This is a genomic window from Xylanibacter ruminicola (assembly GCF_900107775.1).
Taxonomy (GTDB): Bacteria; Bacteroidota; Bacteroidia; order Bacteroidales; family Bacteroidaceae; genus Prevotella; species Prevotella ruminicola_C.
On record NZ_FNRF01000002.1, the window covers coordinates 207394 to 228150 of the forward strand.

Here is a 20757-nt window from a genome sequence, read left to right on the forward strand (position 1 = left end):
GGTAATCCATAAAAATAACAAGACTATGATTAGAAGAGCTGAAATAAAAGATATACCAGGTATCATTGAACTATTGCATCAGGTGAACATGGTGCATCATGTATTACGCCCCGACTTGTTTAAACCTTATACCACCAAGTATAACGAACAGGAACTGGAGGCCTTGATAGGTGATGACAGCAAACCTATCTTTGTTTTCGAAGATGGGGGAGTGTTAGGCCATGCTTTCTGCATGATAACTGAAGTAAAGGGCGATAAGTTGCTGCAGGACATCAAAACGCTGTATATAGATGATATCTGTGTGGATGAAAAGGCTCGCGGCCAGCATGTGGGCAAGGCTTTGTACGAATATGTGCGTGATTATGCCGCATCGATTGGTTGCAATAACATCACCCTGAATGTGTGGGAGGGCAACGATGCCGCATTATCATTCTACAAAAACATGGGCATGAAAGTACAGAAAACAACTATGGAGATATCATTTTAATATGAAACGATTTATACTGAGTGGATTAATCCTGATTCTAAGCACGTTGCTTTGTGTGGCCCAGCACCTGCATGGTATGACTATCGACGTGGGGAAGAATCATCCAGCTGACTCGTCGCATATAACACATTTCAGCATCGGTTTAAGCAACCACACCGATACGCTGAAAGGCGTGCAACTGAATGCGATATCAAACTATGCATATAACGCCAGAGGACTACAACTGTCGGGCTTCTCAAACATCTCGTCCTCGCCAATGAAAGGTTTACAATTAAGCGGTGTTACCAACATATCTATGGGCGTGGAAAAAGGTGTACAGCTATCAGGAATCCATAACATCTCGTCGGGCTATATGCGAGGTGTGCAACTGGGAGCTTCGAATTACGCTGAAGAACTTAATGGGGCGCAGATTGGACTGTTGAACACAGCACAGAAGCACACAAAAGGTTGGCAAGTTGGTTTGATTAACTACACCAAGGACACCGGCGGGCACAAGATTGGATTTGTAAACGTAAACCCTAAAACCACCATCGATGTGATGGTTTTTGGAGGTACCAGTTCAAAATTGAATGGTGCCATCAGATTCCGCAATAAGAGTACTTACAATATCATAGGTGTTGGTACACATTATATGGGTTTTAACGAGAATTTCTCGGGGGCTATCTTCTATCGTATCGGACAGTACAAGCAGCTGTCGCCCAAACTGTCGCTCAGTGGCGATATAGGCTATTTCCACATCGAAACATTTAAGAAACGCAGCAACGACGGCCCTTCGCAACTGTTCTCGATACAGGCTCGTGTAAATGCCGACTATCAGCTTTCGCCAACCGCTGGATTGTTTGCTTCGGTGGGTTATGGCGATACGCGCTATTATCATCACGAACAAAAATACCGTCGGCGTATGCTGGCCGAAGCCGGACTTACTATCCGCTATCCGCACAACGTCAACCGCGAGAGTGCCGTAATGAAGCGAACCGAAAAACGTGCGCCTGCCGACTCGGTGATGGCAATAGGGGTGGGGAAGAAGCACCCATGGTGGGCACTGGGACAAGTGACAGGTGTGAATGCATTTGTACATTTCTTCGACCGTTGTATTACCAACCAGGACTTTGCGCAAACCACGCTACACACCTGGGGTGAGAACTTTAAGAACGGATTTGTATGGGATAACGACGTGTTCTCGACCAATCTGTTTATGCATCCCTATCATGGCAATCTTTATTTCAATTCTGCCCGAGCCCAGGGGCTCAACTTCTGGGAGTCGGCCCCGTATGCAATGCTCGGCTCTCTGGAATGGGAGTTTTTGGGAGAGATTGAACCACCTGCGCTTAACGACCTGATAGCCACTACCTTTGGTGGTATATGTATCGGCGAAATCACCAACCGTATCAGCAAGATTTTTCTGAACGATTCGAAGCGTGGATGGCCTCGATTCTGGCGTGAGTTGGGAGCAACAATCTTTAACCCTATGGGTGAATTGAAGCGATTTGCCACCGGCGATGCGTGGACAGTGCGCAGTCGCAATTACCGATACCACGATTATAATCGTAATCCTATCGATGTGTCGATATCGTTGGGCGATCGTTACCTGGCCGACGATGGTGGTTTGTTCAAGGGCGAGCATAACCCATATATTAATCTGTATATGCAATATGGCGACCCAGTGAACGAGGGTGAGCATAATGCACCTTACGACTTTTTTGAGATGGAGTTTACGGGCGGTATCTCCAGTAATCAGCCCGTACTTAATCAGATACATCTGCTGGGCCGGCTGTGGAGTACACCGATGATAGAACGCAGGAACATCAAAGCCGAATTCGGTCTGTATCAGCATTTCGACTATTTCGACTCGAAACCTGTAAAAGACGGTTCCGACCTGACTCCTTATCGTATCAGCGAGGCGGCTGCCTTTGGTCCTGGTGCCATTATTCAGATGCCCGAGGTTGGCGCACTCTCACACCTTGAGCAACGTATCTTTGCCAATGTGGTATTATTGGGTGGAACCAAAAGCGACTACTATAATATCATCGACCGCGACTACAACATGGGTAGCGGCTTTAGCGTAAAAACAAAAACCCATATGGAGCTGCGTAACTTCGGACGTTTTATTCTTAATGCCCATTACTATCGTATCTATACCTGGAAGGGATACGATCCTGATACGGATTTTGCTAACATGACACACGAAGATATGCTGCATCTGAACTCACAAGGCGACAAAGGTAACGCAGCCCTGCTGGTTATCAACCCATTGACCGAATTCGACATTGCCCACAAATGGAGTATTGTGCTTTCAAGTTCATACTACGTCCGCCGAACCCATTATAAATATTATGATGATGTGAAAGCCAATACCTTCGAGATTCGTCTCGGTGCCACTGTACATTTGTAATCTAAGATAATATGACAGTCCCTGACATATTCTTACTGCCATTTCTGAGCTCGGAACGCTGCCCATCGCTTTTCAAACGAAGCGAGATGCTGTTGTTTAAGATCCTCTGTCAAGAATGACTTCGTGATGCTCAAGCGGAAGAGCTGCTCCAGTTCGTCAAGACTGAGATTCCATGCCACTACTGCAGCAAAAACATCATCGACATAGGGGTTGCCCTCTAAGTAGGCAGGGTCGTCGTCGCAAAGCACCACACTAACTCCCTGACGGATATAGTCTTTGGCAGGATGCTGGGTGAGGTCATCTGCATAACCCAGGTAATGGTTCGAGATAGGACACACCTCCAGGGGGATACCCTTTTGTTTGACTTGCGCAAGTACATCGGGATATTTATACAGATTGAAACCGTGACCTATACGCTCTGCACCCAGCGACAGGGCACTGCTTATCTCAACGTTGTCTGACTTCAGACTCTCTCCTGAATGAAGTGTGAGGTGCAGGTTAGGATTCTGTTTGCGGGCATTCGCCAACAGCTCTTTGAAATCCGTAAGCCTCACGCTCAGGTCTTCTTCATTGACCAAGTCTAAGCCGACGAGGAAATCCTTGAGCCCGGCTACGGTGTCCTTCAGATTCAGACTTACATAGACGGCATTATCAATAAGCATTTCGTTATATTGCGTTTTGTCATACGCGTCAGTCTTGGCCTTGAGTCCACAGCCTATAAGGCGCACGCTGAACTCGGGGTTCTTCTTGCGAGCAGTGTTCATGGCACGATAGAAAGCACGGCCTCGTTCCAAAGCCGCAGCATGGTCGCCGAAGAACAGAGGCCTTAGCTCCATGTGAACCACGCCTTGATCAAGATAGAAATTGAAGGCGCGTGTGTAATAGTCCTCTAACAAAGAAACCGATGATGTCAGGTTTATGTTTTTGTCAAAGATTCCCTCAAACCAGTCCCATGCACGCTGAGTTCCTGTGCCTTTTATCGTCCAAGCGCGGACGAAATCATCTTGCGTGCATCCGCTTTTCAATGCATCGGCCATGGTCTTGTAACCTTCGGGACAAGGCGTACCGTCGCCAATATAGCGCAACATGCCAAAGTCCTTTCCCGCAACACAACAAACAACCAATTCGTTTGGATGATCGCTCACAAACTTTATCTGCTCCACGATGGGCAATAATGCATCACAATGCACATGCAGGTCGGCTCCCTTAGGCATTGCCTGACACATTCTGTAGAGCAAACTTTGACGGAACGATGCTTCAGGTTCAAAGAAATTCGCCTCAGCCAACTGATAGCTTATATACGATGATTTATACTCGTCGAAAGCCTCTTGAGTGGACAAATCTTTTACCGGGTTATCGACAGGGTTATCGACCGTACAACCAACCATAGCCAATTGTAATGTAAGTGATACTAGTAGTAGTTTTTTCATTCTTCCAATGTGTTTATGTTAATTTGATTGTTCAAAAGTAGTAAAAATCCAGCAGAATTCAGTACTTTTGTGGCAACATTTAAGATGATTTAAGTATATTTAATCGTCCGAATTTGTTCGTATACTTCTTTGGCTGCACATCATCCTGCTCGATGACACAGAAAGATGCCTTGTCACACTTGCGGATGGCATCCACTTTGTGCCCAGCCAGAGCGCTGTGGAAATACAGTTTCCCTTCATAATAGACATAACTGATGGGAACGGCATAGAGGTAGTCATCATATGATAGACCAGATTATTGAATACAACAAGACATTTGTGGCTCAGAAGGGCTACGAGAAGTATCTTACTGACACCCATCCTAAAACAAAAGAACAGTTAAATTCCAAGGCAAAGTGATACTGCTTTGGGATATTTTTCGTATCTTTGCAAATGATTACAAAACAATATGACTATGACAAATATGATTATAGATTTACAGAGTTTCTTTATATCGCTTTTGAACGTAGTTTGCGAGATGGCTCCCTATCTGCTGTTAGGATTCTTCATCGCAGGCGTGCTGCACGTGTTCGTGCCACAGAGGTTCTATGCCAATTATCTTTCGCGCAACAATAAGTTTTCGGTGCTTTGGGCGGCACTGTTGGGTGTACCCCTGCCGTTGTGTTCGTGCGGAGTAATCCCAACTGCTATTGGTTTGAGGAACGAGAAGGCTTCGAAGGGAGCCATTGCCTCGTTCTTGATTGCCACACCACAGACGGGTATCGACTCCATTTTGGCCACCTTCTCGCTGATGGGACTTGGCTTTGCCATTATCCGTCCTGTGGCTGCACTTATCACCGGTGTTTGTGGTGGACTGCTGGTGAACCGATTGGTTCGCGAGGATGATATCTCCAGCATCGACAACTGTTCGTGTGAGGTGGAAAGTGGAAACAGAATTTGGCGTGTTCTGCGATATGCCTATTACGATATGCTTCGCGACATCGGTCTGCGACTGCTTATCGGACTGATTGTAGCAGCGCTGATTCAGGTGGCTGTGCCTGATGAGTTTTTCCTCAGTTTCGGCAGTCAGCCATTGTTGCAGATGCTGGTGATTCTGATCATTGCAGTGCCGATGTATATCTGTTCTACAGGTAGCATCCCCGTGGCAGCCGCGCTGATGATGAAGGGACTCTCGCCTGGTGCAGCATTGGTGATGCTGATGGCAGGGCCTGCCGTTAATCTCGCATCAATCCTGGTGGTTCATAAGTCGATGGGGCGTCGTTTTACATCGATTTATCTGATGACCATCGTAGGCTTTGCCGTTCTCTTCGGCCTGCTGCTCAATGCCACGGGGCTCGACTTTGCCGTTGCCGTTCAGGATGCTTGCTGCATGAATGAATCGGCTATGCCAAGTGTGTTCAAGATTGTTTGTGCCACAGTATTAACATTATTAATTATATTTGCGCTTATGATGAAGTTTTTCAGCAAGTTTACCACCAAAAAAACGTTAGACTCAGATGTAACCGTTTACCGAGTTGAGGACATGCATTGCAGTCATTGCGAGGCAGCCGTGGTTCGTGCCGTTGAGAATTTGCCTGGCGTTGAGAAAGCTAAGGCCAGTTCATCTGCCAACACCCTTACTATCAAAGGTACTGCCACCGAAGAAGCTATCCGTGCAGCCGTTGAAGGTATTGGTTATACGTTCAAGGGACGAAAGTAGCACCTACCTTATTGGAATAATAACTAAACAATTACTATTATGAAGGTTTTGATTTTACAAGGCTCTCCAAGAGCGAATGGAAACACCGCTTGGATGGCGGAAGAGTACAAGAAGGCTGCCGAGGCAGCAGGTCATGAGGTGACACTGGTGAACGTAGCCAAAAAGAATATTGCAGGCTGCTTGGCTTGCGAGTACTGTCATACGAAGGGCAACGGCACATGCATCCAGAAGGACGACATGCAGGAACTCTGCCCCATGATGAACGAGGCCGAGGTAATTGTACTGGCTGCACCCATCTACTACTTTACAATCTGCGCACAGATTCAGGCTGCCATCCAGCGCATGTACTGCGTAAATAAGCCAGCCAACGTGAGGAAGATGGCGCTGCTGATATCGTCGTACTCGCCTGGTGTATATGATGGTGCTAAAGCCGAGTTCCGCGATATCTGTAACTACTGGAAGGTAGAGAACATGGGCTTTGTTACTGCCAAGATTGACGAGCAGAAGACCGAGGAAACCAAACGGAAGGTAGTGGCACTTGCTTCGATAATATAAACGATACCAAATAAATCATAAATCCCAAGGCAGAATCAACATGCTTTGGGATTTTTTCGTATCTTTGCAACCAAATTATTAAAAATCTATGATAAGTAAAGATATACGCGAACAGATAATAGCTTTGGTGCATAAAGAGGTGGTGCCTGCTATCGGGTGTACCGAACCGATGGCGGTGGCACTGTGTACGGCAAAAGCTAAAGAGCAGTTAGGCTGTAAACCAGAAAAGATTGTGGCACTGCTGAGTGCCAATATCCTAAAGAATGCTATGGGTGTTGGTATTCCAGGCACAGGTATGATAGGACTTCCCATTGCCATTGCCCTGGGTGCGCTCATAGGCAAGAGCGAATACCAGTTGGAGGTGCTGAAGGACCTTACTCCTGAGGCACTTGAAGAGGGCAAACAATATATCACGGAGGATAGAATTGACATCCGGTTAAAGGATGGAAAGTGCGACAAACTGTACATTGAGATTATTGCATCGGCAGGCGACCGACAGGAAACGGCTATCATCGCAGGCAGTCATACCCATTTTGTTTCGGGTGATGCCAGTTACGCCAGGACTGCGGCGAGCGATGAAGATGACGAGATAGCACTGAACATGCGACTGGTGTACGACTTTGCAACTACCGCTCCTTTGGACGAGATACGTTTTATTGAGGAGGCACGCACCTACAATATGAATGCTGCCCGCGAGGCGCTGAAGGGCAATCACGGTCATAATCTGGGTAAGACCATCGATCGTCCGCTGGCCAAAGGCATCTTCGGTAACAGCATCTATTCGCACATTATTTCGCGAACAGCTTCGGCTTGTGATGCCCGTATGGGTGGTGCCATGATTCCCGTGATGAGTAACTCAGGTTCGGGTAATCAGGGCATCTGTGCCACAAACCCCGTATGTGTGTATGCCAAAGAAAACGAGAATACGGAGGAGGAACTGCTGCGTGCCCTGATGCTGAGTCATTTGACGGCCATCTATATCAAACAGAGTCTTGGAAAGCTGTCGGCACTCTGCGGTTGTGTGGTAGCCTCGATAGGTTCAAGTTGTGGCATTACCTACCTGATGGGAGGCGACTACGAGCGTATCTGCTATGCTGTAAAGAATATGATTGCCAATCTGACGGGTATGATCTGTGATGGTGCCAAACCATCGTGCTCGTTGAAGATTACCAGTGGCGTCAGCACGGCTTTACTGTCAGCACTGCTGGCTATGGAGGGCAAATGCGTATCGCAGGACGAAGGTATCGTGGACGACTGTGTTGACAAGAGCATCCACAATCTTACCAGCATTGGTGCCGAGGCCATGTGTAAAACCGATGATATGGTTTTGAACATCATGACCTCGAAAAAGCATTGAATATCTCAATAGAATTTATTTGATAGTCAGCTTGGCAGTGGGCAGGGTGCTTTTGATGCTTACTGTAGCCTTGCCTTTGTTCTTGCTGCTGCGTACAACGAGTAGGGCGCGCCCCTTCCAAGTGGTTACACGGGGTGAGGTTTTAGGCTCGCGGTCTTGCAGATTGGCTGTAGCAAAGGCCATCAGGCAGCCTTGTCCCTGAACGAGAGCCTCGCAGGGAATGGCGGCATCGGGACAAACACGGCCTTGGGCATCAACCACCTCGACGGTGATGAAAACAAGGTCCTGACCATCGGCCTTGAATGCTGGTTTATCGGCTGTGAGACGCAGCTGAGCAGGCTCACCGGCCGTGCTCAGCGTAACGCTCTTACCTCCTGCCTCGGCACGCAGTGTTCCTGCCTCGTAAGGCACACTGAACACAGCCTTGAATTCTGTGCTGATATCAACATTCTTTTTACCTATCTGTTTACCATTTAAATACAATGTTACCTCGGGTGCCTTGGTGTAAACCTCGACCTCAACGGGTTTGTCTTCCCATCCCTGCCAATTCCATGATTCCCAAGTGGGCCATACACTCCATGATGTCATATTTATCTTACCACGATAGCCATCGGGCTCTTTTACGGCCATGTACAAATCCTTAGAATCCTTCCACAACATCTCGCGATAATGACTGATGGGTTTGCGCCAACCAGTGATATCCACATCGCCACAATAGGCACCATGCCACTCAGGTACACCACCATCGCGCCAAGATTCGCCAGGCGTCTCGCCATCGTAATAGTAGCGACCAATACCCGACTCGCCAAGGTAGTCAAGGCCAGTCCACACCATATCACCAATGACGTATGGATAGTCGTGAACCAGTTTCCAGTTTCTGAAAGCATCACGCGGATAGCTCTCGGTCTGCCACATCACGCGTTTAGGATTGCGCTGATGGTCGCTGGCGTGCTTGAATATCATATAGTTATAGCCACCGATATCGAGTACATCAAAGTGCGGATCATAGATCTCCCAATCTCTGTCCCAGGCACAAAGAGCCTCGGTAACAGGACGTGTAGTATCGTATTTGAGTATTTCCTGCTTCAATAGCTTTGCGGTATGTACCACACGTATGTCCTTGCGCTCTATCACCTCGTTACCAATGCTCCAGCTGATGATGCTGGGATGATTGCGGTCGCGTACCACCATGGCACGGATATCCTCCTGATAGCAAGAGTCGATCAGCGTAGAATAGTCGTATGGTTTCTTAGCAGTGCGCCATCCGTCGAAAGCCTCGCCGATGACCAGCATACCGATAGAGTCGCAGGCATCGAGGAAGGCACGTGTAGTGGGGTTGTGCGAGGTACGGATGAGATTGAAACCGGCATCCTTCATCTGGCGCACCTTTCGGATTTCGGCAGCGTCGAATGCCATCGCACCCAGCACGCCATCGTCGTGATGCACGCAGGCACCATTGATGAGTATAGGTTTTCCATTAAGCAAGAAGCCCTTCTCGGCAGAATACTCAATGGTACGGATGCCATATGTAACGGGTAATACATCGCCCTCAGCCTCGATGGTAGTATGGTAAAGATAAGGATCTTCTGGCGACCACAGGTGAGGATTCTCTACATGCAGTGTCTTCGTAATCGGTTTGCGAGAACCATCCTTCATAACTACCTCGGCTTTGATGTTTACGGTGTGGATATCGGGTGTAGTAACGTACAGGCTCTCTTCGTCGATGTACTGATTTCCTTTTGTCAGAAGCCACACATGACGGTAGATGCCCGAGCCGGTATACCAACGACAGTTGGGCAGTTCGGAGTTATCAACCTTTACCAGCACCTCGTTCTGGCGCTTATCTTTATACAGGTAAGGTGTAATATCCACTGTGAACGGCGTGTAGCCATAGGCATGCTGACCGGCTTTCTGTCCGTTGATAAATACCTCGGCCTTCTGATACACGCCCTCAAAGTGCAGTTTTACTATCTCGCCCTTGGGAGTTGCAAACATCTTACGATACTCGCCTTTACCACCAGGATACCAACCACCATCGGTACCATTGGTCGCTTCGGCTGTTGGGTCGGAGGCATACGATATGGCCCAGTCGTGAGGCAAATCTACACTGATAGTCTTACCTGCGTGGGTAAACTTCCATCCGTTGTCGAATAACTGCTTGGTTCCAGCTGTGGCGCTTATGAAGGCCGCCAGCATCATGGTGCATAAATAGAAACGTTTCATATTATAAATTAAACTATTCATAATGATTAAGTTTTGGCTGCAAAGTAACTAAAAAATCTGTTTCATTCCAAATTTCTTCTATATTTTCTCTAAATAAAACGTATTAACGCCTATATTTTCTACCATAATATCGTTATAATCCTATTACACCACCGGATGCCGTTTCGTTATCACCCTGCCAGTGAATAATTAAATACGACAGAATTCAACAAAAGTTAAATCCCAAGGCAAAACAATTGTGCTTTGGGATTTTATTTGTACTTTTGCAGCCGAATATATGAAACTAGCGAATAAACGACATATGGCGGCTTGGATGCTATTGGCAGTTTTTGTGCCAATACTGCTGCTGTCGTCTATTCACATTCATGAAACTGGCAATACAACAACTACCGAGTGTAACGACTGCGTGCACCATAGTTGTCATGGTCACCTTTCGTCGGTGGCCTCGTGGGATCACGACTGCGTGCTGTGCCAGTTCCTGACGCTGACTATGTTGGCAGCCGCTGTGATGGCTGTTACGTTATATGTTCATGTATGTATTAAGAGTTATGCCCAGCCTTTGTGCGGTTTTCGCACCTACAGCTGTGGCAACATAGTAACTCGTGGTCCTCCAACACTCTAATTACCTCAGATTATTTACATACATATATATAACATAGAATTAATTAGATAACAGAATGAAAGCAAGATATATCATTCTGCCATTGTTGTGCGTATGCATGGCAGTGGCAGCTCAGGATAATAGTAAACATCACCATATAGAAGATTCAACAGATGTGTTTTTCCGCCATCTGAACTTAAACGAAGTAACAGTAACAGGCGTAACGGGCGATACGAAACTGAAACACGCCACAGCACCCGTGAGCATTGTTACACCACAGATATTAAAGGCCACGGCCTCTACCAATATCATTGATGCCATCGCCCATCAGCCTGGTGTGAGTCAGCTCACTACCGGTGGTAGCATCTCGAAGCCCATCATCCGCGGACTGGGCTATAACCGCGTGGTAGTGATGAGCGAAGGTGTGCGCCAGGAAGGACAGCAGTGGGGCGACGAGCATGGTGTTGAGGTAGATGGCAGCAGCGTGGGCAGTGTTGAGATACTGAAAGGTCCTGCCTCGCTGATGTACGGCTCGGATGCCATGGCAGGTGTGGTTATCCTGCACGCTCAACCAACACTGGCCGAGGGTGAGCTGAAAGGTAATATCAGTACCGAATACCAAACCAACAATGGTCTTTTTAATTACTCGTTGCAAATGGCAGGCAACCAGAAGGGGGTTGTGTGGGATGCCCGCTATAGCGATAAAATGGCACATGCCTATAAGAATAAATACGATGGCTATGTGCCTGGCTCGCAGTTCCGCGAAAGAGCAGGTCGACTGATGCTGGGCCTGAACAAAGGGTGGGGGCACTCGCGCTTGACGTTGACCGCCTATCACTTAACACCGGGAATCGTAGAAGGAGAGCGTGATGCTGAAACCGGTGAACTAGACCATGAAGATGGTTGGACCGGACATCAGTACTCGAAAACACTCCCATTCCAGCAGGTAAAGCACTACAAGGTGGTATGGGACAACTCGCTGAACCTGTCGTCGGGCTATCTCAAGGCCATCATCGGCTACCAGCAGAACCGCCGTCAGGAGTTCGAGGAAGAGATGGATGAGTACGAGCTGTATTTCAAGTTGCACACACTGACATACGACCTGCGTTACGTTACCAACGAGTTTAACGGCTGGAAACTGTCGACTGGTATTGGTGGTATGTATCAGAAGTCGGGTAACGAGGGCGAAGAGTATCTGATTCCTGACTACCGACTGTTCGACTTCGGTTTCTATGCCACTGCCACCAAGAGTCTTGGCGACAACTGGACACTGAACGGTGGATTGCGTTACGATCATCGCCGACTGGAAGTCTCCCCTTGCCCCTCCAAAGAGAGGGGAATAACAGAATTGTCGTTGAATTCACCCCTCCTTTTGGAGGGGGCGGGGGAGGCTTTCGCACGCCATTTCAACGGCGTAACAGGTAGCATCGGTGCCGTATGCAACATCAATGAGCACTTTAACCTGCGCCTGAATCTGGCTCGCGGTTTCCGTACACCTAACATGAGCGAACTGGCTTCAAACGGTGTACACGAGGGTTCTTTGCGCTACGAGATTGGAAACCAGGATCTGAAGGCCGAATACAGTATGCAGGCCGACCTGGGATTGGAGTTTACTTCGCAATATGTATCGGCACAGTTGTCACTTTTTGCCAATCGTATCGACAATTACATTTTTACCCACCGACTGGCAGATGAGATAGAGGAAGGCTACCTGACTTACGCCTACACCCAGAGCGATGCCCGATTGTTAGGCTTCGAGGCGGGCGTGGACTTACATCCTGTACACAGCGTGCATTTCTCGAACACTTTTTCGTTTGTTGATGCACAGCAGATGCATGCCGAACCGGGTACGAAGTATCTGCCCTTTACGCCGGCACCTAAATGGGCCTCGGAACTGAAGTGGGAGCTGTTCCATCACTCGCATACCACGGTAAATCATCACCATACTACCGATGCAGCCCACCGTTCGGTACTGAATAACCTCTATATTGCCGCTGGTCTCGACTGTTATCTGAAGCAGTCGCATATCTATAGCGCCGACGATACAGAAACAGCGACACCCGGTTATGCGCTACTCAATCTCTCGGCAGGAACCGATATTCAGGTAAAAGGTAAGAAAATAGCAGAGTTCTACATTACCGCCGATAACCTGCTGAACAAGGCCTATCAGAACCACCTGAGCCGTTTGAAGTATGCCGACGAAAACGTGGTTACCGGCCGTCGAGGCGTATATAACATGGGCCGCAACATCACCTTCAAGTTGGTAGTGCCCATCTCTATGTAACGCGAATACCTACTTATGGTTAATCGCAAATGTTGCGTTTAAATGTTGCGCAATGCTTAAAACCCCGTGTTTTAGGTATTGCGCAATTCTTTTTTTCGCCGTACCTTTGCAGCCGAAAAAGATTTTGTTAGTTATTAGTTATAAAAGTAAGAAGTAAAATATGAAAATTGAAAAGATTCATGCGAGAGAGATTCTCGATTCAAGAGGTAATCCAACAGTAGAGGTAGAAGTAACACTCGAGAATGGAGTCATGGGCCGTGCCGCTGTGCCATCAGGAGCATCGACTGGCGAGAACGAAGCCCTTGAACTGCGCGATGGCGACAAAGAACGCTATCTGGGTAAGGGTGTATTGAAGGCCGTCGACAATGTAAACAAAGTGATTGCACCTGCGCTGAAGGGCGACTGTGTGCTGGAACAGCGTGCCATCGACTATAAGATGCTGGCTCTCGACGGTACTCCTACCAAGTCGAAACTGGGTGCCAATGCCATTCTCGGTGTATCGTTAGCTTGCGCTCAGGCTGCAGCTAAGGCACTGAATATACCTCTTTATAGATATATAGGTGGCTGCAATGCATACACCTTACCTGTGCCTATGATGAATATTGTAAATGGTGGTGCACACTCTGCAGCCCCTATCGCTTTCCAGGAGTTTATGATTCGTCCTGTAGGTGCCAGCAATGAGCGCGAGGCCATCCGTATGGGTGCCGAAGTATTCCATAACCTGGCCAAGCTGCTCAAGGCACGTGGTCTTTCTACAGCCGTAGGTGATGAGGGCGGCTATGCGCCTAACTTCGACGGTATCGAGGATGCACTCGACACCATTGTAGAGGCTATTAAGAAAGCTGGTTATGAGCCTGGTAAGGATGTAAAGATTGCAATGGACTGTGCCGCATCTGAGTTTGCTACCTGCGAGAATGGACAGTGGTTCTACGACTATCGTCAGCTTAAGAATGGTGCGAAGAAGGATCCTAACGGCAAGAAGCTCTCAGCCGATGAGCAGATTGCTTATCTGGAGCAGCTCATTACTAAGTATCCTATCGACTCTATCGAAGACGGACTGGACGAGAACGACTGGGATAACTGGGTAAAACTGACCGAGAAGATTGGCGACCGCTGCCAGCTGGTGGGCGACGACCTGTTTGTGACCAATACCAAGTTCCTTGAGAAGGGTATCAAGATGGGCGCTGCTAACTCGATATTGATTAAAGTGAACCAGATTGGTTCGTTGACAGAGACCTTGGAGGCTATTGAAATGGCGCACCGACACGGCTACACCACAGTGACCTCTCACCGCTCGGGTGAAACAGAGGACACCACGATTGCCGACATCGCAGTAGCCACAAACTCTGGACAAATCAAGACTGGTTCACTTTCTCGTACCGACCGTATGGCCAAGTACAATCAGTTGATACGTATCGAGGAAGAGCTTGGCAGCACAGCTTCATACGGCTACCAGCGACTGAAATAAACGCATTAACTTTTTGAGTAAATCATTTATAATAAAACAACTTAAAAATGCAGATAAGCTGTGAAGCTTGTCTGCATTTGTATTTCCTATATAATCTTAAATCCCATGGTAAAGTACCCAGTTGGCATCCGAGTATTTTCCAATCAGCTCGGCATCGCGGACTGGATGCAGTTGACGCATGAGAGGGTTACGTTTGGTAGTATCTACAGGATATCCTTCGGTATCGTGACTGTTAAACTCGAGGATGGTGGCTGTTTGGGCACCATTATCAATCACGCCCCAGCCTCTTGCAGGGATGTTCTCGAGTGTGCAGTTGAGTAGTACGCACTCGGCATGGGGATAGTTACGCCCCTTATTGTCGGGTAAACGACCCAATTCTGCGTAATCCGACAAGCCTTTGAAGTGACAATCAACAAACACGTTACCATGGTTTTCGGCAGTGTTGCGTATCCACATAAACGCACCATAGCTGGTTATCGTACAATGATTAAAGAATGAAGGACCTCGACCTAATATCGTATCGCCGCCACCATCAATCTGGCAGTTTAACCAGTAACAGCTACCATTGGCCTGCAGGGCATCGCCGTCGCCGATAACATGAACGTTTTCAAAGTAGTTCCGTTCGCCATTAACCAAGAGTCCTTCGGCCTGACCTTTACAATCGGTCTTAATGGTGATATCCTTGAAAATCAGATCGCTACAGTTGTCGGCTGCAAAGGCTGCTCGTCGAGATGGAAATGTGCCACGCACCTCGTTGGTCTTGATATCAGATGGATGAGGATTAAACACCTCGTTGTTGGGGTAATGGATAACCACGCTATCGCGTGTTTCGCCTTGGATGGTTACAAAGCGCTTGTTGCGGAAATATACCAACTCCTGATAATCGCCATTTTTTACCTGCACGCAATAACGGCTGTATTCTGTAGCTAGCGAATCAGGGATAAAATCCATGGCACCTTGTATCGTAGAGAAATCACCTTGTCCATCGGCAGAAACTGTTAGCGTGCGTTTATTTGCATCGGGAGCTTTACTTTTTGTCTTGAAAGACCACGCATTTTTTCCTTTTATACCTTTAAAACCTTTAATGACGTTGTTATCAATGGTTACGTAATATTCGTGCCCGTACTCCAACATGTTATGATGTAGGTAGATGGTAAAGCGTCGCTCGTGAGCGATGATGGGGTAGAAGTGGAAGGCATCGGAGAATCCGCCAATGATATCCAACTGATAGCGCGACCTATCGATAGCGTTTACGCCCGATGGTGTTCCGGCTTTGGTGTTACGGTTGGTGATGTTTTGTGATGCCTTATACATATAAGGTATAGACGTGTATTGTGCTGCAGGATTACGCGACTGTCCTTGTGTAGGACCGGCAGGTATGCTTAAGTCCAAGCGATCAACCAGTTTGCCCGATTGTTTATCGTAAACCGAGATGAAACCTTTCTGGCCGATCGAGGCAGTGTCGGAAAGTGTGAGCTCCAAATGGGTATCGATATTTACATCCTGTGCCCCACATGCGGGTTGCATTTTTACCATACTTACCTGAGCCAATGCGCTATTACTGGCTCCAATCACCAGTGCAAAAATCAGTTTTTTTATCATCTTGATTGCTGTTTGTTTTTGATATTTATTGTTTGTTTTCGCTGACAAAGGTACATATTATTTTGTTTACCACCAAATATTGCTTCTTTTTTTATGCTAATTTGATACCTATTTGTGATTAACTAGCTTGGGCAGGATTGCCATCTCATCTTTTAGCCGTTTACGTATAGGCCATGACCGTTTGAATTAATTGGTTAAGCAAATTATTACCAAAAAACGCTAATATTTTTGGGCCTTTCAGGAATTATGCTTAATTTTGCAACAGATAGGATTATTTAAAAACGCTATTTTATGAAACTGTTATCAACTATCATACTTGCATTAAGCAGCCTGAATGGTTTGGCACAGAATAATGCCAACGATAATACGATGCCGTTTGTGTATCACGGCCATATCTATCTGCAGACTACCATTAACGATAATCTGCGCGTAAATACGCTGTTTGATACAGGTGCCGCTAACATCTTTGGTATCGATAGTGTGGCACTTGCGCAATCATCCTGGCATCCGCAGAAAGTTGGTAAGGCCAGAGCTGGTGGTGCCGCAGGATCGACCATGGTACGTGTGATAGCCGATGGCACCAAGGTACAGATGGGAAATATGGTGCAGCAATATCAGATAGTGCCGATATTTAAGTTGCGCGACATTGTTAATCGCCATGTGGATGGTATCTGGGGCATCAAGGATATCTCGAAATATCAGCTCGAGATCAACTTCGAAAAGCAGTATCTTAAGCAGTACACCAGCACCAAGCCCAATACCGAGGGCTATCAGCAGTTACCCATAAAATACGAGAATAATAGGATTATGCTGCAGGCTGAGGTGCAGTTGGGCGGCAAGAAGATACGTGGCTGGTACTTGATGGATACGGGCAGTGGTGGTTCGGTTACCTTTACATCGGGTGCCGTGACCGAGTTCGCTCTTGATAAAATTGAAGGCAAGCGCTACCTGGCAGATATGGCTCAGCCTGGTATTGGCGATAAGGCGATGGAGACGTCGGTTGAGATGATGAGCGACCATATCCTAATAGGTGGCGACACCATCCGTTATGCTGATATCAGCTATGTGCCTGAGGGGGTAGGGGCTATGAGCGACCGACCTTATCTGGGTATTATCGGTAACGACGTTTGGGATAGGTTTAATATCATTATCGATGCCAAGAAACAGATGCTTTATCTTCGCCGACATAAAGCCGATGACCCCATCGGTAAGAGATATGGTTATGGCTGGCGAAACCGTACGGATATCTGTCGTGGTTGGGTGGTGTTTTATATGAACCGTTCGAGCGAGGCCCACGAGGCTGGTGTGGAGATAGGCGACACGATTACCACCATTAATGGTCGCGATGTAAAGGATTACAGCTGGGACGAGGAGGAAGCCCTGCACAAAGCACCACGCCACGAACTTGATATCGTGACGCCACAGGGCCAGCAAAAACATGTGATACTTGAAGCAAAAGAATATTGGTAATAATAACTTAATTTTTTAATTATGGTACTTTCAACAACTCCAACAATCGAAGGTCACACTATCCGTGAGTATAAGGGTGTAGTGACAGGTGAAACAATCATCGGTGCAAACATGTTTAAGGACCTGTTTGCTGGTATTCGTGATATCGTAGGTGGTCGTGCCGGCAGCTATGAGAAAGTGTTGCGCGAGGCCAAGGACGAGGCTATGCGCGAGATGATGGAGCGCGCCCAGATGTTAGGTGCTAACGCCATTGTAGGCATCGATCTGGATTACGAGACCATCGGAGCCAACGGCTCTATGCTGATGGTAGCCGCCAGCGGCACAGCAGTTGTGCTATAGCTTTAACTACCATAGTTTAGCTAAACATATCGCGAGCGATATTTGGTTAATTCTTATTAAAGTTTTAACTAAATCGCTTGCGATATAAATTATTCTATGTACCTTTGCAGCGCAATTAAGATAATAGGATCAAAAAAACGAATGAATATGAAGTACGTTAAGATTTTAGCACAAGTGCTGTTAGGTATGTTTATGACCTATGCAGGTTTTAGTCATCTGACAATTGCACGTCAGGAGTTTGTGGCACAGGTGCCCACATGGTTACAGTTCTCGCCAGCGTTTACCGATTTTGTGGTACTGGCGTCGGGTGTAGTTGAGATTTGTCTGGGCCTGGGCATGCTGCTGATGTGGAAGAAGTATCGCCCTGTGGTAGGTGCGTTGCTGGCTCTCTTTTATGTTGCCATCTTCCCAGGTAACATCAATCAGTACGTAAATCATATCGATGCCTTTAACCTGAATACCGATACGGCTCGTTTGGTAAGATTGTTCTTCCAGCCAGTACTGATAGTATGGGCATTATGGTCGACCGGTGGCTGGGCTTATTGCAAGCAACTATATAGCAAATGCGGAAACAAATAAATAAGCAGAATCATTGAACAAATAAAATGCAGACCTTTGGTACGAATCCTGAAAAATATACAATGAATGTTATAGGATTTGGGCATAAGGAAATAATACGTTACCTTTGCCAGCGAAATTATTCAATCAAAATAACAAAAATGAAGAAGATAATTTTAACTATGACTATTGCTTTTGCGGCAGTAGTAAATGTATGCGGTCAGAGTGAACTTATTGGTCGAGTGTATCATTGCGACAATATGTTTGCTGCAGGTATTAAAGAGGTAAAGGCGCAAGCCGACAAAAATGAAATGAGCAATATCCAAGCCATCACAAGCGCTATTACAGCCAAAAGAACGGTAAAGTTCATAGATGGGAAAACGGCGCACGTAACCACCGTCTTGAAATTCGATGAAGATAAAGCCAAAGCCAATGGCGCCTCATGGTTTTATCGTAAGATGGCGAAAATGAAATTTAAAACAGGACAATCGAGTGGAAATACCAGCTATACTATTAAAGGAAATAAGTTAACCATCATCAGTGTAAAAAGCCAAAAGCCCATTAACTACGAGCTGAGTCAGGATGGACAGACGCTTACCGAAATCAGTAGCAGTCCACAAGCTATATTAAAACGCATCAAATAATATAAAAAGGGCTTGCCATATTACAACGGCAAGCCCCTCTTTTTTCAATCCATTAATCAATATATGAGCTTATTTATTTGTTCATCATCTGCTCTATTTCTTCGCGATGCTCAAAAAGAGTGCAACCGCCGGTGTGCTCCCAACCTAATGCGCGGGCAGTTCGAATCTTCTTGAATAAAGGTGATTTAAGTGCCTGGCGTACACCAAGTTCTACTACGTTACTATCGCTAAATGGCGAGAACGGACAGGGCTCGGCCGATCCATCGGGACCTATATGGAAGAAGCCGCGACCTGAGGCCAAACAGCCACCTAAAGCCTTCTCGTCGCCAGGGAACGACAGGAAGATGATATCCTGATAAGTTGTGCGGCGTTCTTCGAGTACCTGTTCCATCTGGGCCACATGTGCATCGCTAAATGCCAAATGCTCAGTGCCTGGTTCGGTGGGCACATACTCGATATAGAACACAATCTTACAACCATAGTCGCGCAGCTGATTAATGAAATCAGCAGATGTAACCAACTGCATGTTCTCGGTAGTAACGGTGATGCTGGTACCGAAGAAGAGATTCTCGGACTTCAACATCTCCATCGACTGCATAGCACGTTTAAATACTCCCTGACCACGACGCTCGTCGGTACCGATGGCAGTACCCTCAAGACTGATGATGGGCACCATGTTCAGATTCTTGCGCAGAAACTCCAAGTACGATGGACCAATCAGTGTGCCATTGGTGAAAATGGGGAATATCATGTCCTTAACCTCGGCCACTTGCTCCAGAATATCCTTGCGCATCATAGGCTCGCCACCGGCCAGCAGCGAGAAGTTGATACCCATCTCAGCAGCCTCTTCAAAAATGTGACGCCACTGTTCAGGAGTAAGTGTGGCCTTGCGATCGGCCTCGTTATCCTCGGCTATTCCATTGGAACGGGCATAGCAACCCTTGCAATGCAGATTGCAGGTGGTTGAGATACTGCTAATTAAGAAAGGTGGCACATCCAAGCCTTCGCTCTCGGCCATCTTCTTACGGCGTTTCTCCGATTTCTCGAACAGGCGCTGCATCTTGAAGGCAAACTTCGCTTCACGGGGATTGCTCAGCACATTCTTATAGGCTGTAGCCATGATATTGCGAATGCTGCCATTCATGTACTCTGCCAAATTGATGGCACTCTGACTTTCCATACTGATTTATTTTTTATACTTGCTAATCAACTCTGTAAGCGTATCACCATGATGACGCTCCTGCTTGGCAAACACATCCATCTCGTCGGCAGCTTCATCCAGTCCTATAGCACGTAATGCCTGGGCAAACTGGTTTACCTGCTGTTCGCCGTGATATTCACCCTTGGCAAAGTTCTCGGCAATCTTCCAGATATCGCTATCGTACTTAGCCATCAGTGTAGCATAGAATCCTGCATGCACTGCCTCTTGATTCGCCATCTCGATAAACGTAGTCGAAACCTCTTCGGGATAACCTTGTTCGCGCGCCATTCGAGCCAGCGCATAATAAACCATTACTCCCTGCGCCTCGGCCTTAGCAGCTCCATCGCACAGCTTTTCAAAATCGGTATCTTTCGTTTTTCCGTAAATCATTGTACTTAATATATATTGTTGTTTTTGTGATGTTATCAACTAAAAAGCGATGCAAAG

At 47.0% G+C, this 20757-nt stretch carries 17 protein-coding genes and 1 pseudogene; 12 read left to right on the forward strand and 6 right to left on the reverse strand.

Features of this window, described 5'->3' with window-relative positions:
- Positions 1 to 25 precede the first annotated feature (25 nt).
- Together BLU97_RS04945 and BLU97_RS04950 are read left to right on the forward strand one after the other, a co-directional pair.
- Positions 26 to 487, forward strand: a complete 462-nt coding sequence (locus tag BLU97_RS04945; protein WP_074760525.1) for a GNAT family N-acetyltransferase — start codon at positions 26 to 28, stop codon at positions 485 to 487.
- 1 nt (position 488) lies between these two features.
- Entirely contained in the window at positions 489 to 2879 is a 2391-nt protein-coding gene (locus BLU97_RS04950) for a DUF3943 domain-containing protein (RefSeq protein ID WP_074760526.1), read from the forward strand.
- A gap of 32 nt (positions 2880 to 2911) precedes the next feature.
- Here BLU97_RS04950 and BLU97_RS04955 read toward each other — a convergent pair whose 3' ends face one another.
- A complete protein-coding gene (locus BLU97_RS04955) occupies positions 2912 to 4309 on the reverse strand; it encodes a hypothetical protein (protein ID WP_081352877.1) in 1398 nt (465 codons plus the stop codon).
- A gap of 88 nt (positions 4310 to 4397) precedes the next feature.
- Positions 4398 to 4598 (reverse strand): annotated as a pseudogene (locus tag BLU97_RS04960) (pyridoxamine 5'-phosphate oxidase family protein); the annotation flags it as partial.
- A 174-nt stretch (positions 4599 to 4772) separates the two neighbouring features.
- Between BLU97_RS04960 and BLU97_RS04965 the strand changes: the two are divergent.
- The 3 genes from BLU97_RS04965 (at position 4773) to BLU97_RS04975 (ending at position 7920) form a co-directional block, all read left to right on the forward strand.
- Entirely contained in the window at positions 4773 to 6008 is a 1236-nt protein-coding gene (locus BLU97_RS04965) for a permease (protein ID WP_074760935.1), read from the forward strand.
- Between the two features lie 39 nt (positions 6009 to 6047).
- Positions 6048 to 6563 carry a flavodoxin family protein gene (locus BLU97_RS04970; RefSeq protein WP_074760528.1) on the forward strand — a complete coding sequence of 172 codons (516 nt, stop codon included), beginning with the start codon at positions 6048 to 6050 and terminating at the stop codon, positions 6561 to 6563.
- 88 nt (positions 6564 to 6651) lie between these two features.
- Complete coding sequence (locus tag BLU97_RS04975; RefSeq protein ID WP_074760529.1) at positions 6652 to 7920, forward strand: serine dehydratase subunit alpha family protein; 1269 nt, start codon at positions 6652 to 6654, stop codon at positions 7918 to 7920.
- A gap of 15 nt (positions 7921 to 7935) precedes the next feature.
- Here BLU97_RS04975 and BLU97_RS04980 read toward each other — a convergent pair whose 3' ends face one another.
- Positions 7936 to 10164 (reverse strand): glycoside hydrolase family 2 TIM barrel-domain containing protein, encoded by a 2229-nt coding sequence (locus BLU97_RS04980; protein WP_254771663.1) that lies wholly within the window; start codon positions 10162 to 10164, stop codon positions 7936 to 7938.
- 256 nt (positions 10165 to 10420) lie between these two features.
- On the opposite strand from BLU97_RS04980, the gene BLU97_RS04985 reads away from it, so the two are divergent.
- The 3 genes from BLU97_RS04985 (at position 10421) to eno (ending at position 14496) form a co-directional block, all read left to right on the forward strand.
- Positions 10421 to 10765, forward strand: coding sequence for a hypothetical protein (locus tag BLU97_RS04985; RefSeq protein WP_139208829.1), 345 nt, complete (start codon positions 10421 to 10423; stop codon positions 10763 to 10765).
- 55 nt (positions 10766 to 10820) lie between these two features.
- Positions 10821 to 13028 (forward strand): TonB-dependent receptor, encoded by a 2208-nt coding sequence (locus BLU97_RS04990; RefSeq protein ID WP_254771664.1) that lies wholly within the window; start codon positions 10821 to 10823, stop codon positions 13026 to 13028.
- A 160-nt stretch (positions 13029 to 13188) separates the two neighbouring features.
- Entirely contained in the window at positions 13189 to 14496 is a 1308-nt protein-coding gene (gene eno, locus BLU97_RS04995) for a phosphopyruvate hydratase (RefSeq protein WP_074760530.1), read from the forward strand.
- A gap of 96 nt (positions 14497 to 14592) precedes the next feature.
- Here eno and BLU97_RS05000 read toward each other — a convergent pair whose 3' ends face one another.
- On the reverse strand, positions 14593 to 16098 hold the full coding sequence (locus BLU97_RS05000) for a pectinesterase family protein (protein ID WP_139208832.1): 1506 nt from the start codon (positions 16096 to 16098) through the stop codon (positions 14593 to 14595).
- A 291-nt stretch (positions 16099 to 16389) separates the two neighbouring features.
- Here BLU97_RS05000 and BLU97_RS05005 point away from each other — a divergent pair, with 291 nt between their 5' ends.
- The 4 genes from BLU97_RS05005 (at position 16390) to BLU97_RS05020 (ending at position 19109) form a co-directional block, all read left to right on the forward strand.
- Entirely contained in the window at positions 16390 to 17568 is a 1179-nt protein-coding gene (locus tag BLU97_RS05005; RefSeq protein WP_074760531.1) for a PDZ domain-containing protein, read from the forward strand.
- A 21-nt stretch (positions 17569 to 17589) separates the two neighbouring features.
- On the forward strand, positions 17590 to 17907 hold the full coding sequence (locus BLU97_RS05010) for a heavy metal-binding domain-containing protein (RefSeq protein ID WP_013064104.1): 318 nt from the start codon (positions 17590 to 17592) through the stop codon (positions 17905 to 17907).
- A gap of 147 nt (positions 17908 to 18054) precedes the next feature.
- Positions 18055 to 18486, forward strand: coding sequence for a hypothetical protein (locus tag BLU97_RS05015; protein ID WP_074760938.1), 432 nt, complete (start codon positions 18055 to 18057; stop codon positions 18484 to 18486).
- Between the two features lie 140 nt (positions 18487 to 18626).
- Entirely contained in the window at positions 18627 to 19109 is a 483-nt protein-coding gene (locus tag BLU97_RS05020) for a hypothetical protein (protein ID WP_139208834.1), read from the forward strand.
- A 73-nt stretch (positions 19110 to 19182) separates the two neighbouring features.
- On the opposite strand, the gene BLU97_RS05025 is transcribed toward BLU97_RS05020, so the two are convergent.
- Positions 19183 to 20289: a radical SAM protein gene (locus BLU97_RS05025; protein WP_074760533.1), complete on the reverse strand. Its 1107-nt coding sequence runs from the start codon at positions 20287 to 20289 to the stop codon at positions 19183 to 19185.
- A 6-nt stretch (positions 20290 to 20295) separates the two neighbouring features.
- On the reverse strand, positions 20296 to 20700 hold the full coding sequence (locus BLU97_RS05030; RefSeq protein ID WP_074760534.1) for a ferritin family protein: 405 nt from the start codon (positions 20698 to 20700) through the stop codon (positions 20296 to 20298).
- Between the last annotated feature and the right edge of the window lie 57 nt (positions 20701 to 20757).

What these genes read in the sequence shown, in the direction of transcription:
- BLU97_RS04965 (WP_074760935.1), top strand. Translation starts at nt 4,773, where the DNA reads ATGATTATAGATTTACAGAGTTTCTTTATATCGCTTTTGAACGTAGTT.
- BLU97_RS04975 (WP_074760529.1), top strand. Translation starts at nt 6,652, where the DNA reads ATGATAAGTAAAGATATACGCGAACAGATAATAGCTTTGGTGCATAAA.
- BLU97_RS05005 (WP_074760531.1), top strand. Translation starts at nt 16,390, where the DNA reads ATGAAACTGTTATCAACTATCATACTTGCATTAAGCAGCCTGAATGGT.
- BLU97_RS04985 (WP_139208829.1), top strand. Translation starts at nt 10,421, where the DNA reads ATGAAACTAGCGAATAAACGACATATGGCGGCTTGGATGCTATTGGCA.
- BLU97_RS04950 (WP_074760526.1), top strand. Translation starts at nt 489, where the DNA reads ATGAAACGATTTATACTGAGTGGATTAATCCTGATTCTAAGCACGTTG.
- BLU97_RS05025 (WP_074760533.1), bottom strand. Translation starts at nt 20,289, where the DNA reads ATGGAAAGTCAGAGTGCCATCAATTTGGCAGAGTACATGAATGGCAGC.
- BLU97_RS04970 (WP_074760528.1), top strand. Translation starts at nt 6,048, where the DNA reads ATGAAGGTTTTGATTTTACAAGGCTCTCCAAGAGCGAATGGAAACACC.
- BLU97_RS05020 (WP_139208834.1), top strand. Translation starts at nt 18,627, where the DNA reads ATGAAGAAGATAATTTTAACTATGACTATTGCTTTTGCGGCAGTAGTA.
- BLU97_RS05010 (WP_013064104.1), top strand. Translation starts at nt 17,590, where the DNA reads ATGGTACTTTCAACAACTCCAACAATCGAAGGTCACACTATCCGTGAG.
- BLU97_RS04945 (WP_074760525.1), top strand. Translation starts at nt 26, where the DNA reads ATGATTAGAAGAGCTGAAATAAAAGATATACCAGGTATCATTGAACTA.
- BLU97_RS04980 (WP_254771663.1), bottom strand. Translation starts at nt 10,164, where the DNA reads ATGAATAGTTTAATTTATAATATGAAACGTTTCTATTTATGCACCATG.
- eno (WP_074760530.1), top strand. Translation starts at nt 13,189, where the DNA reads ATGAAAATTGAAAAGATTCATGCGAGAGAGATTCTCGATTCAAGAGGT.
- BLU97_RS04990 (WP_254771664.1), top strand. Translation starts at nt 10,821, where the DNA reads ATGAAAGCAAGATATATCATTCTGCCATTGTTGTGCGTATGCATGGCA.
- BLU97_RS05015 (WP_074760938.1), top strand. Translation starts at nt 18,055, where the DNA reads ATGAAGTACGTTAAGATTTTAGCACAAGTGCTGTTAGGTATGTTTATG.
- BLU97_RS04955 (WP_081352877.1), bottom strand. Translation starts at nt 4,309, where the DNA reads ATGAAAAAACTACTACTAGTATCACTTACATTACAATTGGCTATGGTT.
- BLU97_RS05030 (WP_074760534.1), bottom strand. Translation starts at nt 20,700, where the DNA reads ATGATTTACGGAAAAACGAAAGATACCGATTTTGAAAAGCTGTGCGAT.
- BLU97_RS05000 (WP_139208832.1), bottom strand. Translation starts at nt 16,098, where the DNA reads ATGATAAAAAAACTGATTTTTGCACTGGTGATTGGAGCCAGTAATAGC.